Here is a 14,145-nt window from a genome sequence, read left to right on the forward strand (position 1 = left end):
CTGTCTGCTTCTGAAATCGTTCCGGCTAAGACATCCCCAGACAGGATAGGCTTGAAAACAACACACCCTGAACGATTGAACGAGAATGGAGTGTTTAATAACTGCCGAAGATCCATGGGCTGTGCGCTTCGGTGACCTTTCTTTCTACAAGGCAACTGGTGCTAACGCGTAGGATTGCCCGCGCTGGCACTGATGTACTGCTACTCGGCTTAATATGAGTTGCTTCTCTCTTGATTGCTTTTTGCTAACTCTGCAGCGAACACAATGAGAGAAGAATCAGAGTATGGAACACCCGAGAATGACAAGCAATTCTTCGCAGACAACGCATCGTTTGCAGGCTGTGGCAACCCTTCAAATGATGCGTAGGCTAAAATCAAATATTGGCTGCATTTAAGAAAGCTATCGAGGGTTGGATTGAGTGCCATCAAACAAGCCTTTCTTCATACTAAAAAAACTGCACAAGAAGTTGCTAAGCCAACACAACTCAAGGTCCAGTGTTTTCTCTTACAAGATTTCGAGTTGTGCGCGATTAACCAGGCTCTGCCCTCTGTCCTTGCACCTGTTCGGCACCACTACTTTTGAGAGCCTCGCCCCGCAGTGATCTCCGATTTCTCTGGTAGCCCGATCACGAAGACGCCTTGCTCCTGCAATGAACTCAACCAGGAGCGCTGTGATCGTGTCGTCCAGAAGCCAACCCAAAGGCCCATGGGTGCCTGAAGCCTCGAACTGAAGTCTCGCTTTTGGTCCTGAAGATTCCAGAGGGTCTGTATGGAGGGGAGCAACAGCAGTCGTTGGTTGCCGGCCCTTAATTCCATCGCTCCGTTCTTGTCGCTGGGCAACGCAAGAGACAGACCCGGGCTCAGAAGCGTTTGGCCAGGATGCACTCGGCGGATGCCAGATTGATTGCTGTGGAGTGATGGTGCCAGTTGTCGCCAACAATCTGATGCATTGTGGGGAATTCGGTTGAGCACGTAGACCCAATCCAGATGGCGATGGCCATGCACATGGGACAAGCGTCGCGCTACGAGGCAACTGCGTTCATCGCCATGACTGCTCACCATCGCTCCTCGTCCGTTGTGACGAGCTAAAAGCCAATGTCGGCCATAGCGATGACCCGCCACCAACTCGTCACTGAATTGATCCGATGTGTGGAATCCAACTGACACCATGGCGCATGGAAGGAGCAGGAATCGCCACCGCCTCGCCTGCGGCAACACCCATGGAAGCAACGCGATCAGGAACAGAAGTGCCACCAATGGATGGGGATGGCCAGTGAGGATCTGCGCAGCTGGAAGCGAGCTGATCAAGTTGGCAAGACCGATCAGCCACCCCGCCAAGTGCTGCACAGGCCATACCAACAACGTCAAAACTGGCAATGGGGCTACCAGGCTGAGTAGGGCGCTGACCATCGCCAACACCGTCAGAGGAGTGAGCAGCGGAGCCGCCAGCACATTCGCGGGCACGGCGTACAGAGGCGTTGACCCGAAATGCAGCAGTTGGAGAGGAAGCGTCCAGGTCAATGCAGCCAAGGGGATGCTGATCGCTGCGGCCAGGCCATTGAGTCTTTTCGGTAGAAGGTGACTGATTCGGTGTTCCAGTGCCGGTGCGCTCAGGATCAATCCTGCTGTTGCTGCGGCACTGAATTGGAACCCTATGGATCGAGCCCAGGCTGGATGGATGGCCAGCATCACGATCAATGTGAAAGTCAGAACACCCACTGCTCGGCTCCTCTCACCTGTTTGACGGATCAGCAGGGTTGTTGAGCCCATCAGCACCGCACGCACCACCGATGCCTGTGCTCCAGCGAGGCAGAGGAAGATGGCTAATGCCGAAACAGCTAACGGATTTTGGAGGTTTTTGGTGCGTCGCCCGACCGACCGCGCAACGCCAAGCAGAACGGATAGATGAAATCCTGAGGCGGCCAGGGTGTGGGACAGTCCTGCAACTCGAAAGGCATCCCGTACAGCAGCAGGAAGCTGAACCTGCGCGCTGCCCACTGTCAATGCCGCCAGCAAGCCTCCCCGTTCTTGTCCAGCCACAGCTTGAAGTCGTCGTGCAATGCGGCGGCGAAGATCCGCGAACGGAGTCCATGGTTGTTGCAACACGACCATCGATTCAGCTCGGATTTGACTCCAGCACTGCTCACGCTGGAGACGATCCCTCGATCCTTCAAGCGTTGGATGGGGAGATGGCGGTGGATGCCGTAGCAAGCCTGAAATTTCGACCTTCCACCCCTGTTCGGGAGCTCTTTCACAGGGACGAAGGAGGAGTTCGATACGCCCATCACTGTGGTGTTGATCGAGCTGATCGATGCTGATCAAGGCTGAACAGGCATCAGTCAATGTCCTGGCATCGGCGACAATGCGGCCTTGCACTCTCACTTCGCTTGGGGGTGAAGTGATTTGATGAACAGGGTCGGAGGGGCCTGGAGTTGGTGACCAGAACAATCCACGCAGCATCAGAAGCAAGAGGATGCTGAAGGCGATGCAGTGAACGGGTGGACGCCTGCTCAGGGTGTTTCAGATCGCTAGTGAAAGTGTTCCCCTGGCGATGACCTCGAAGTGTTCGTCGTTGAATTGGCTTGGACTAAGATATGAACTTCGTTGTTTGTACGGTTGATGGTTGTTGAGGTGACAAAGAACTGGATAAAGGTATGGGGCAATGTTTGGATAAATGATGCATGAGTGTGCGATGCTTAATGCAAATGGCCGTTTGGTGGCAAGCTGTCGGACGCCAATATTCACTCAACGAATGAATCTTGATGTGCATGAAATTTATAATATACAAAGCAATCAGCTTAAGAAAAACTGATATTAAAACACTTAGCTTGGTGAGCAAAGGTTTGACGGAAAAGTATTTACTAAAATGAAAGGTTCAGTATTTTCGCGGATATCTCTGATGCAACATTATAAATTGCTTCAGAAGAATGGGGATAGAACAAGATGGAAGACAAAGGAGAGTGCAATGCCCATGAGCAAGGCTGGAATAGAAAAGCTCAAATTAATTACCTCTATTTTTAGTAGTATAGGGGCGAAATTAAATTCCTGTGTATAGACAAATACATTTATTATTGGTCGAGAGTTATTACTCAGAGTATAAATACTTATCTATTCCTGTTGGTAAGTCGTGTATTTCGGCAGACTGTTAATACTTGGCCCTTGGCTTGTTGGGGTGAATCTAGATATTTTGACGATGATTGCAACCTCGTTTGTCCCTGCGAAGAGGGAGATTTCACCTCTCGAATGTAATTTTGAGGCCGGAATAATTAGAAGGGATACAATATTTAGATTTTAATAATTAATCTCGGCGATTGTTATTTTGTATCGGAAGGAAATCGTTAATAGACGATATTTGATTACGATTAAAGATTGCGTCCGTAAAGAATCCTTTTAGCTGGCTAGTGTTGAGATGCTTTCAATGACGATGCTTCTTGATTAGGCACCAACGTCTGCCATCTCTTTTGTGAGTAGGGGAAACCCTAAGGCTTCTCGTTCTGCAAGCCAGCTTTCAGCCACTTGACGTGCAAGATTTCGAATTCGACCGATCGTTGCCGTTCGCTCGGTTACGGAAATGACACCGCGTGCTTCTAATAAATTAAAGGTATGACTGCATTTTAAAACAAAATCTAGCGCTGGCGCAGGTAATTTCTGTTCAATTAGGTGAGTAGCTTCGGCTTCATAAATCTCAAAAAGTTGTTTGAGACGATCCGGGTTTGATGCTTCAAAGTTAAAATTACACTGTCCTTTTTCGAAGGGCAACCATATGTCTCCATAGCTTCTTTCAGGATTCCAACTTAATTCCCAGATATTTTCAACATCCTGTAAATACATTGCTAGTCGCTCTAATCCATAGGTGATTTCAATCGAAACAGGCTTGCAGTCAAGTCCACCACATTGTTGAAAATAAGTGAATTGTGTCACTTCCATCCCATCCAACCAGACTTCCCAGCCAACACCCCATGCACCGAGAGTTGGAGATTCCCAGTTGTCTTCAACAAAACGAATATCATGCTTTTGGGTTTGAATTCCTAGTGCTTCAAGAGAGGCTAAGTAGGTTTCCTGAATTCCATCAGGTGAAGGCTTAATCAAGACCTGGTATTGAAAGTAATGCTGCGCCCGGTTGGGGTTGTCGCCATACCGTCCATCGGTTGGCCGACGGCATGGTTCTGGATAAGCGACTGCCCAAGGCTCCGGACCAATGGCACGAAGAACTGTGTGAGGACTCATCGTTCCAGCACCCTTCTCGGTGTCATAAGGCTGCAGTAACAAACACCCTTGGTTTGCCCAAAACCGGTTGAGTGTGCTGATGATGTCCTGGAAATGCATATTGCGTAAACCCCCTTTGTATGACTGGTTTTAGGTTGCGCAAACACTGAGAAAACAGTGCTTTAGCTTGCTTATCATCCTAGACCACGACACTGAACTCAACCGCCTGCAGCATACTTGCTGGTCAAATAAGGGACTGTTGAATCATTTATATATCTTTGAAGCAATAGAATTCTACTGGTCACCGCTTTAAAGTTATTCCTTGTCTTAAAGGCAGGCAATCAGAAGCCGTTGACCCAAATTTTGATTATCGCGATAACGAAGCTGCTACAAGACGATGCACTGACCGTCAGTAGACCAAGGTATTAACCCTATAGATATGATTAATAAGTTGTCTTGCACTTGCTTTGATCGAAACCTGTGGCTATTGGTTCAATAGATGCATTGTAACTAACATGAGCAAAGTTCTTTCAGCGGCGAGATGGTCTCTAAGCCTTCTTGCCAAGCGCATTTCCTCTCTCAGGAATCAGTCATTTTATTCTCCTTCTACGATTTACGGCACATCTGCGTACGATGAATCACAAATGAAAGAAAATGATGAATTAAAACGACAACAGAAGGCAATGATTGAATATGATTGTTGATGAAAACCGAATAGCTTATTCGCCACTTGCTGTCATCGCTTTCAGTTTTCTTTGAGATGACAATTGTTTGTCTCGATTTAAACAAAACGCGTTTTATTGTGTCTTTCAGTATCGATGAAGGCGCACTGTGATTGGCTTGATTGATTGCTGTGATGCTGAAATATTCTCAATATTTTTTAAATTAATTTGATCAATTTTCGATGATCATATCACTCGACTTTATGTGCTTTATGCTGTGGATTGCGTGCTAGTTTATTGTAAGAGCAAAACAAATCATGAATGATACGATAAGACTAAACGCAATGGTGCCAAGCCAATCAAGCAAGTTGTTTTCTTTAGGCATCGTTCATCAAGTTTTTAAGGATTCGATTGTCGCTCCTTAATTCTGCCCCATTGAATGCTTCCTTAATGCACGAAGTGATACTTTTAATCTATTCCTGTTAAGAGTGGCTGATGAACATCAATCTAAATGCTAAAAAAACATAAATCCCACCCCGCTCTTGAGAATCAAGGACCCTGTTAATACATCAAAATTATGGATGTGTTCCTATTGATAACAGTTATTGACTGCGCTAGAATACAAAAAACTTTTATCCTATCATTGCATTATTTACGCAGAGAAAGCAGCCTTGTCATGATTAAAATGCTATTGATACATGTCTATAGCTGTTGCAAGCTATAGCTTTTGCGTCTATTTTGCAAAGCAAAGTATTGGACGTCTTTGTGACTATAGATAAATTTTTAACTCATCAATTATATGATGTGTATGAATGAACAGAAGTTAACCACTTTTATTATTCTTTTTTGATTGCATTTATTGATTCATTGATTTTCAATTATTAGATTCTATTTTTTCATGTTTTGAATCCATGTTGCTTCGAGAAGTGTTAGCTGATTTGTGATTCTATCGCATTAGCAATGGCGATATTCTTTTCTTGATTGATGATTATGATTTTCTTGATTTTTGTTTTTCGAAATTTCCTTCTAGTTTTCCTGTGAATTGAGTTTAATGACTTATTTCATTGTTCTTTGTTTGACCTTTTATTGCCTTAATGACGCTTTAATGGTGAATTTTCTTTCTGCCTTAATCTCAGTATGGATGATTCTGATTACATTTGCATAAATGGCAAGGCATGTCGCGATACCGATATAGGAAATAATCATTGATTTAAGTGAAGTTTGAATTAACATTATTTTGGTTCGAAACTTGCCGACCCTTCTGAAGCATTGTGCCGTAAGCGAACAATAAAAGTGTAAAGAGAATCAAAGCTATCACGCATGGACTCCTTCATTTGTTTCATGTGGAGCTACGTTTGCTCCTAATCTGTCTAGTATCGTTTGAACCTTTTGTGTTTAAATCCCCCGAATGGGAGATTTAAACTGTGTGATTCTTCCGTATTGACTGATGGATTTGCGAATTTAAGTTGGGGATCATTGTATAGTTTTTGTGATGGAGACCATTGACTATAAATTGACCTAAATACTTTTGTGAGTTGAATTATTTGTTTTTCGGCAATGAGTTCTTCTCTGTTTCCCTTGATCGTTGAAGGCGGAACCATCACATTGCGAAGGAAAGGGCTCCCTCTGCAAATGCCGTGGTAGTCCCCCATCAATGCCACTTCAGTTTTGGTACCCACGTGCTGGACTGGCAAGATTCAGTATTTTGTTGATTGAAGTTAAGACTTGGCCTGAGGTATCGAGGGCAACCCCTTTTGTTGAGTGCTTTTAATGAAATTACGTCAAGAGAGCCGTGCGATGATTGAAAAGATTAACCCTTCTAAATGTTGGGTCTACAGATTTCTTTTGGATTCTTTGGTGCGCTGCTCGTGGGCTCTGCCCTGCTTCCGATGGCACAACATCGAAAGGAACTTGCTTTACTTGGCGGAACATTTTTGTTCGGCTTGGGTGCCTTGGAAATCTTCCTTCGTTTCAGTGGCTTTTGAGGTTAAAAGCTTTTTATGGTCTTTTTCTCTATAGCCCGTTGATACCTATCCGCCTTGATTGGCTTTTCAAGTCTGTATCGAGCTGTCAGCTTATCGTTGTTGCTACGGGAGAGAAGAGAGTTTGATTGCACCAATAAAATTAGCCAATTTCCCACTTAGCAGCTTTTTTGTTGCTTACACCTTTAAACCTAATCTGTATGTAATATTTAGGTGAACTCCCAAGCTCTGAAAACCTGAATGCTCTTCCCCTACGTTTTCACAATGGGAAGAGCCTGATCAGGATTACATCTGGCCATCAAGGAGAGTGTCGATCAGTGCTTCATATGGATATGTTCCACCGATCAGCTGTCCGTTAAACATTTCTGCGACAGGGCTTAATTTATCTTTGTTAATACTCGATTCGAATGCAACGATGTCGTCTAGGACTTTGCGTTTGAACATAATCTTACCTTTTGCTTTGGGATTTGAGAATTTATCAACCAGCTTATCTGTTGTTGTTTTTGTCTCGAAAGGATTGATCTGGACTGTAAACCTGGCAAAAGCCTCCTCCCTTACGCTAATTATACCGTCGTTGTTGTAATCGAATCCCATGTATATTGCATTGGCCGCTGGCTCAATTGCGAAAAAGCCTCTTGGAGCTGATCGAAACTTTTTTCCTGAGGTTTTAAAGGAACCCATCACAAACTCTGAATTGAATGGATTGAATCTTCCAATGTCTCCTGCTCTGACTTTTGCGGAAATCTTTTTAGGCTGAAAACTCATCGAAAATTTATTTAGCACACCATAACACACATTTTCTGTTTGGCTGCGTCTTTAGAAAAGTACTTGCCTTGAAATTAATATCTTTTGCATGTGGTCGTTATTTCGTTATTTCGTTATTTCGGTTGCCCCCCTTCTGTTGAGTTAGTGTACCCAATGACTTGATCTTTATTGAACTTTTGTCCAAGCTTTGATTGGTTTTTCACTGTTTTTCTTTTTTGTTTTTTGATCACAGACGACTTTGCAGAGATAAAATTCATTTGCGTCTCCATGTGCTTTCAGTGACAGTTTTAATGCTCCATTCCTGATCTAATGAAAGGCACATGTATTTTCGCCGATGGAAAAAGATTACGAAAAAGAGCTTATTGCCGGTTCCTTTATAATTGGAGTGTTTTTCGGCTTCTTTCTCTTGAATTTGCTCGGTTATAATTCAGAAAATTGCTTTAGATAAGTGTATCCTTGATCGCCTCGGTTTGGATTCAATTTATGCTTTGAGCCGTACGATTTTCTTTGAATAAATTACCTTAAATGCTGGCATGCCTTATAAATGTCTTGCCAATTTCTGCATTTCTTTCGCTTCATTTTTATTTGCCGAATATTTTGTTAATAATTAAAGCCAAAGCCCCAATCCTTGACTATTAAAAAGTTTCGGAAGCTCAATCAGAATCTAGTTACACATTGAATCATTCGTATTCAATATGAAAATCACCATTGGGTCTTTGCTTTGAATTATTTGCCTGCAGCAGTTTCGCGATTGATCAAATCAAATTCTTTTTTAGCTCGCCTCTAAATCGTGAAAACAATTATTGATAAGCTTCTTCAAGAGCTCATCCGAGACATTTTCCTGTTTTGTGCGAGGCCTGAGTTTCCGATTGAGTTCTTGTTTGTGCAACTCCGATAATTTGCTGACTTCTGCCCACTTGCGCTCCAGCAATTGTTCCAAGTTCCTGCGTTGCGCTTGATACATAATCGGTTTCCTTTTTGTATTCTACTTAAGCGACCTTCGGTTCGTTGGTAAAGCCTTGACTCGTAATTCACTGATTTTTTTAACTTATACTTAGTTTTTATTTTATGGCATTGCTGATTCAATTTTCGTCAACATTTAACGCTCGGTGTGTTGCCTTTGGATGTTATGGAGCATTGAAATTTTTTTGATTGTTGTTGAAGTTGCGAATTAATGCGCATTTGGGCCACCTCTATCTGCATCAACTCTCGTCTGCCTGTTGTCAATTTGACCCATTTCATTCAAGCTGTCGTATTGACATGCAGTTCGATATTTTGATTAGAAATATGATTTTTAATGGCTGATATTACGAGAGAAGTCTCCTTTTTTAATGGCCATTCGTTCTAATATCCCTGAGTGGCTTGTTAGCCTTTCTTGATAAAATCAACAACCTGAGGGCCAAGATTGCTCAATAAACGTTCTTGTTTCAGGGCCTGCAGAATCAACTGTCCTGATAATTCACTATCGCCGTTCTTTTCGGCTTGCACCTGCGCTTGCCGATAGAACTTCTCCGCATTGTCCTGATGGATCTGTGCTGTTTGCTTGTCCTTCATTGCATTGTTCCTGGAGCGTCTGTTAGTGGCAGTATGCCTAATCCCGGCATGGTTATCACATCTTGTTTTGGTTGGTGACCTTTTCCTGATGCCTTTTTCATGACATAGCATGCCAAGAATCTATCAATCGTCAACTCCGCATCCGTTGCTGTCTTCCATTGACATCTTCAGATTCAGACTGGGCTTCGAAACTTGCTTGCATAGTCATCCGTGAGATCAGGCCAGCTCCGTCTTCCAGGCAGACGTTGAAGGCGTCATCGCCGATTCGTGGCATCGTTTCCCTGTCATTAAATCCTGATGCGCGACTGCGTGGTCGGGTATTTCTTCGTGCTGTAGTCTCATCGGTCACGAACGTTGTTCGTTCATCTCCCTGGAATGAATCGTGATTTGGGTGCCAGAAGCACTGAGCGCTCTTAAAAAAGATGTTCCGTTTATTGTACGTCCTGCTGTGAGGCGCAAAGTGGAAGCCATGGCGAGCGCCGCAGGAGAGAATGAAGTCACGCTTGCTTTTTATCTCATGGCAAAATCCAGTATGGCTCCGAAGTAGGTCACAGAACGTGGATCCGCGTTTGACGTTGAACAAATCATTTTTTTTATCAATACGGTCCAAATCGTGTAACGCAGTCTGCTCCGCATCGCGCGCCGAGCTCGATCGACTCTTTAATTGGCCAGCCTGCGGACAGCCCACAAGTAACACCTGCGGCAAAACTGTCGCCGCATCCATACGATTCAATGCGTTGGCCTGTCGGTTCCACTGCCTGATATCTCCCGCCTGGTTGAACGATGCCGCCTCTCGCGCCTTCGGTGGCGATGATCACCCTTGGTGTTGGGGTCCATGCATCCTTTTCAATTTGTTCGCTTGGATCAAGTCGGCTTCCAATCAGTGCGTCCAGTTCTACTCCCGCAGTCTTGAAGACGTGCAAGCCCAGACGTGGAGTGGCCGTTAATACTTTTGCCTGTCGGGCCAGTCGTAACCCATTTGAATTTGTTGCAGAGACAAACACCCCGTCGCAGAGTGTCAAGTGTTCCCAGGGCAACGGATCGTCTGGATGTGGTGTGTGACGTTCGCCAATAACGGTGATCGCTCGATCCCCTCCTTGATCGACAAGGCTGAGTCCGCGGCGGCTTGGACCGTCCCGCCAGGCAACATGACATTCCACTCCCAGTTGTCGCAATCGTGCAACGCTCCGTTGACCAATCTCATCTCGTCCGAGCGCTGTGTAGAAGGGAACAATCGTTTTCGTGAGTCGTGCCAGTTGGGCCGCAACCACCGCACCAGCACCGGCCGGCTCCTCGAGTGTGCGTTCGGCTCGGCTGATCATGCCTGGCTTCGGCAAGGTGTCCACCTTCAAGAAGTTGACCCATTCCTGATGACCGATCACGGCCAGTTTGAGTCCTGAAAGGCTTTTATTCATTGCTGTCTGCATGGGGATTGTTTCTGCGATCTCTTTTTAATTATTTTGCAGCAGTCGCGACTTGTGGTGTCCATCGTTCTCCAGGCGTGCTTGCGATGGAGATGCATTCTTGATGCAGCTGTACTCAAAGCATTTCACAGATCCCTGGTTCCAGAAACTCGTCACAGATCCATTCAACAACCTCTTGGCTCTCGGCAAGCTCTGTCTGTTGCCCAACCCTTGAATCAGGTTCTGCCCCAACGGAGACGAGGAGGACCAAGGCTGTGGAATATGTCAGTGCTGTCAGGGTGGCTTGTAGGTTATCCATGGCTTGATCAGTAAAAGGTGGTGCTCTATTGGATATCCATACGATCAATGTTCATCTGGTGAAGTCAGGTCTTTGAGTCTGGTTAAACATCTTCAATTCTTTGGTGATGTTCTGGTGATTCCACCCCCCTTGCCCCTTGGTCCGAATCAGCCCCGACTTGGTCGATTTCAACTGGTCGTTGGTTCACCGCGTTCAGCGGCGATTTGCTCTCGATGTGCTGTCCTAGGCCGCTCTGGAATTCTGCATGATTCCATCACACAATGGATTTTATCTCTAGTCTTGGAATGTTTATATCAGGGCTCTTATTCATCCATTCACAAGATAGTTTATGCTCGTATGGAGCAATATTGCTTTTCCGGATTTTTTTAGATAAATTTCTTGTTTTGTTAAAGTTTTTTGCGTTGTTTTATGCCCAAGCACAAGAAATTATTAAGTGATCTTGCGTCGGAAAGTGTGTGCCAAATTGAACGCCTAGGAGCTGAGCTGCTGTGGAAGATTTCTTGCCGTTGAGTTCAGCCGCTGTCAGGATATTGGATATTGGATATTGGATATTGGTTCGAATCTTGTCGAGACAAGTTCAGCGTAAAAATTTATTATGCGTAAAGAAGATTGAATTTTGTATGTATCGCTTTGCTGGTGGCGCTACTTCTGCTTGATGGCTGGTTTTTTTATCAACGAAGCCTGATTCCTCAGGCTCCAGAGCAGTGTGGTTTGTCCGTGTTGGTGTCGTTCCGGCTTATGCCTCGGTGGGATGGGTGATCACCCGGTCAATCAATCCGTAATCTTTTGCTTCCTGAGCGCTCAGGAAGTAATCACGGTCGGTATCTTTTTCTATTTTTTCAAAACTCTGTCCACTCATATCAGATAAAGAGCGATTGAGCATGTCCTTCATCCGAAGGATTTCACGCGCTTCGATTTCAATGTCACTGGCCTGGCGGCGGCTTGTGCCCCCCAGAGGTTGGTGGATCATGATTCGGCTATGGGGAAGAGCAACACGCTTTCCCTTCGTCCCGGCTGCGAGCAAAAAAGCTCCCATTGATGCAGCAAGGCCAACACAGATGGTGACGACTTCACTTTTCACATACTGGATAGTGTCGTAGATCGCCAAGCCGGCGGTCACTGACCCTCCGGGTGAGTTGATGTAGAGATAGATCGGTTTGCTGCTGTCTTCTGAATCGAGATACAGCATCTGTGCAACCAGACTATTGGCGATTCCGTCATTCACTTCCGAGCCGAGAAACAGGATGCGTTCGACACCTAGCCGGGTGTAAATATCCACCCAACGTTCCATTTGGCTGCCAGGAAGACGGTAGGGGACGCTTGGAGTTCCAATTGGCATGGGTCAGATCCTTTTGAACGGTGTTTGAAAAAAATGAAATGAACTTCGGCCCTAAACGGCGTTGTTCCCAGGAAGATCTTTGCGGCTGCTGAGTACACGATCAATCAAGCCGTACTCCACGGCCTCCTGCGGAGTGAGGTAGCTCATTCGATCGGAATCCTTGCTCAGGTCTTCAACGGAACGTCCGGTGTTGTTTGAAAGGATTTCGAGCATGGCCTGTTTGTTGTGCAACACCTCTTTGGCCCGGATCTGGATATCTGTCGCCTGACCTTGTGCGCCGCTTCTTGGTTGATGCAGAACGATTGATGAGTGTGGAAGTGCTGCACGCTGTCCCTTCGTTCCCGCTGAAAGGATCACTGCTGCAGTGCCCATGGCCTGACCGATGCAGATGGTGTGCACCGGAGGTTTGACGTAGCGGAGCGTGTCGCAGATTGCGAAAGCCTCCGTTTCAAACCCAATGGCATCGCCGGAATACCAGCTGGTACCTGTGGAGTTGATGTAGAAATAAATTGGCTTTTCGGAATTATCAAACTCGAGATACAGCAGCTGGGCGATGATCAGTTCGGTGACATCAATACCCATCTGACGCTTGGCATCGTTATCAGAAAATAATGGGAGGCCCAGATAAACGATGCGCTCCTTGAGGAGCAGCGACGGCAGATCCGGAGGCGGGGTGCGCATTACGGCGCTGTCGCCGTAATAGGGAGCCGATACCGTCATTCTGCGCTGGAATTTGTTGGGGGGAGCCTAGCGGTGGTCAGCAGCTCGGCGCTCCGTTGATTTTGAGGAGCGTCCAGTTGATTTGCTGCGTACCTTGTCTTTTTCCAGGCGGGCAAACACCATGCGCCCTGTAGGGGTTTGCAGCGCTCCGGTGACCACGACTGGATGGCGCTGTCCGATCAGCGACTTGGCCTCGTTGACCACAACCATCGTTCCGTCTTCGAGGTATCCGACCCCCTGGCTTTCTTCCTTGCCCTCCCTGACGATTTTCAGGTTGAGTTCATCTCCCGGTTGTACCTCTGGACGCAGAGCAATCACTAGTTCGCTCAAATTCATCACGTTCAGCTCTTTCACTTCAGCCACTTGAGCGAGATTGAAGTCGGCAGTGACCAGAGTTCCGCCGGTATCCGAGGTGAGTTGTAGGAGCCGATCATCGGTGCCCGCACCGTCATACCGGGTGCTGTTGATCACCAGGCGTCTGCCGTAGGTCTCGCGAAGATCTTTGAGCAATTTCAGGCCGCGTCTCCCTTTGGCTCGTTTCTCGACATTGCTTGAATCGGCCAGTTGCTGCATCTCGTCGATCACGGTCTGAGCCACGATCACTTTCCCTTCGAGCAAACCGCAGGCGAGCATGCCGCGGATGCGCCCATCGATGATCACGCTCGTATCGAGGATCTTGGCTGTTGCCGGTGTCAGCACTCCATCTGCCACCAGAAGCGCTTCAGTGCTGCTGGGATTGAACAGCCGCAGAAGCGTTCGGCCATGCACTTCCGCCAGGTTTGTGCCCAGCACCCCGAAGAACACGTTGCTCAGAACGGCAATCAGGGGTTTCGCTAGAACAACACCGCCGGGGAGAGGCAGCAGCAGCACTGGTGCTAGCAGCAGGTTGGCCACCAGCAAGCCAAGGATGAGCCCCACAGCCCGACTGATCAGCAGGTCGGTGGGCATGGTGCGCACCTGACGCATCAGACCTTCCCGCAGGCGCTGGAAGACGAGGCCAGCAATGAGTCCGAAGAAAGTTCCGAATCCGGTCAGGACCCAGCGCACACCCTCAGCATTGGTGGTCTCATCGATGAGTTCCGCCGGGAGCAGGTGCACACCCATCCATCCAGCCGCCGAACCGGAGGCCATGAACAGCACGAGGATGAGGAGATCCACCATGGGGTCCGGACGAGGCAGATCAAGCACAGTCTGAG

General features: G+C 46.7%; 12 protein-coding genes. 2 read left to right on the forward strand and 10 right to left on the reverse strand.

Annotated features, from left to right (window positions below; genetic code table 11):
* Positions 1-572: 572 nt before the first annotated feature.
* Positions 573-2,459 (reverse strand): ComEC/Rec2 family competence protein, encoded by a 1,887-nt coding sequence (locus SIB64_RS07410; RefSeq protein WP_413442931.1) that lies wholly within the window; start codon positions 2,457-2,459, stop codon positions 573-575.
* 975 nt (positions 2,460-3,434) lie between these two features.
* Positions 3,435-4,325: a glycine--tRNA ligase subunit alpha gene (glyQ, locus tag SIB64_RS07415; protein WP_413442602.1), complete on the reverse strand. Its 891-nt coding sequence runs from the start codon at positions 4,323-4,325 to the stop codon at positions 3,435-3,437.
* Between the two features lie 395 nt (positions 4,326-4,720).
* On the opposite strand from glyQ, the gene SIB64_RS07420 reads away from it, so the two are divergent.
* Positions 4,721-4,909 carry a hypothetical protein gene (locus SIB64_RS07420; RefSeq protein WP_413442603.1) on the forward strand — a complete coding sequence of 63 codons (189 nt, stop codon included), beginning with the start codon at positions 4,721-4,723 and terminating at the stop codon, positions 4,907-4,909.
* A 2,225-nt stretch (positions 4,910-7,134) separates the two neighbouring features.
* Here the strand turns inward: SIB64_RS07420 and SIB64_RS07425 are convergent.
* The 3 genes from SIB64_RS07425 to SIB64_RS07435 form a co-directional block, all read right to left on the reverse strand.
* Positions 7,135-7,614, reverse strand: a complete 480-nt coding sequence (locus SIB64_RS07425; RefSeq protein ID WP_413442604.1) for a hypothetical protein — start codon at positions 7,612-7,614, stop codon at positions 7,135-7,137.
* Between the two features lie 1,365 nt (positions 7,615-8,979).
* Positions 8,980-9,168 carry a hypothetical protein gene (locus SIB64_RS07430; RefSeq protein WP_413442606.1) on the reverse strand — a complete coding sequence of 63 codons (189 nt, stop codon included), beginning with the start codon at positions 9,166-9,168 and terminating at the stop codon, positions 8,980-8,982.
* A 130-nt stretch (positions 9,169-9,298) separates the two neighbouring features.
* A complete protein-coding gene (locus SIB64_RS07435; RefSeq protein WP_413442607.1) occupies positions 9,299-9,517 on the reverse strand; it encodes a hypothetical protein in 219 nt (72 codons plus the stop codon).
* 42 nt (positions 9,518-9,559) lie between these two features.
* Here SIB64_RS07435 and SIB64_RS07440 point away from each other — a divergent pair, with 42 nt between their 5' ends.
* Positions 9,560-9,715: a PCP reductase family protein gene (locus tag SIB64_RS07440; RefSeq protein ID WP_413442608.1), complete on the forward strand. Its 156-nt coding sequence runs from the start codon at positions 9,560-9,562 to the stop codon at positions 9,713-9,715.
* A 49-nt stretch (positions 9,716-9,764) separates the two neighbouring features.
* Here SIB64_RS07440 and SIB64_RS07445 read toward each other — a convergent pair whose 3' ends face one another.
* The 5 genes from SIB64_RS07445 to SIB64_RS07465 form a co-directional block, all read right to left on the reverse strand.
* Entirely contained in the window at positions 9,765-10,595 is an 831-nt protein-coding gene (locus tag SIB64_RS07445; protein ID WP_413442609.1) for a PfkB family carbohydrate kinase, read from the reverse strand.
* Between the two features lie 112 nt (positions 10,596-10,707).
* The gene (locus tag SIB64_RS07450; protein WP_413442610.1) at positions 10,708-10,890 is read right to left on the reverse strand and encodes a hypothetical protein; all 183 of its coding nucleotides are present in this window, start codon (positions 10,888-10,890) and stop codon (positions 10,708-10,710) included.
* Between the two features lie 736 nt (positions 10,891-11,626).
* Positions 11,627-12,229: an ATP-dependent Clp protease proteolytic subunit gene (locus tag SIB64_RS07455; protein ID WP_413442611.1), complete on the reverse strand. Its 603-nt coding sequence runs from the start codon at positions 12,227-12,229 to the stop codon at positions 11,627-11,629.
* A gap of 51 nt (positions 12,230-12,280) precedes the next feature.
* Entirely contained in the window at positions 12,281-12,949 is a 669-nt protein-coding gene (locus SIB64_RS07460) for an ATP-dependent Clp protease proteolytic subunit (RefSeq protein ID WP_413442612.1), read from the reverse strand.
* 27 nt (positions 12,950-12,976) lie between these two features.
* Positions 12,977-14,110 carry a PIN/TRAM domain-containing protein gene (locus tag SIB64_RS07465; protein WP_413442933.1) on the reverse strand — a complete coding sequence of 378 codons (1,134 nt, stop codon included), beginning with the start codon at positions 14,108-14,110 and terminating at the stop codon, positions 12,977-12,979.
* Positions 14,111-14,145 lie beyond the last annotated feature (35 nt).

Source organism: Synechococcus sp. MIT S1220 (genome assembly GCF_047303025.1).
GTDB lineage: Bacteria > Cyanobacteriota > Cyanobacteriia > PCC-6307 > Cyanobiaceae > Parasynechococcus.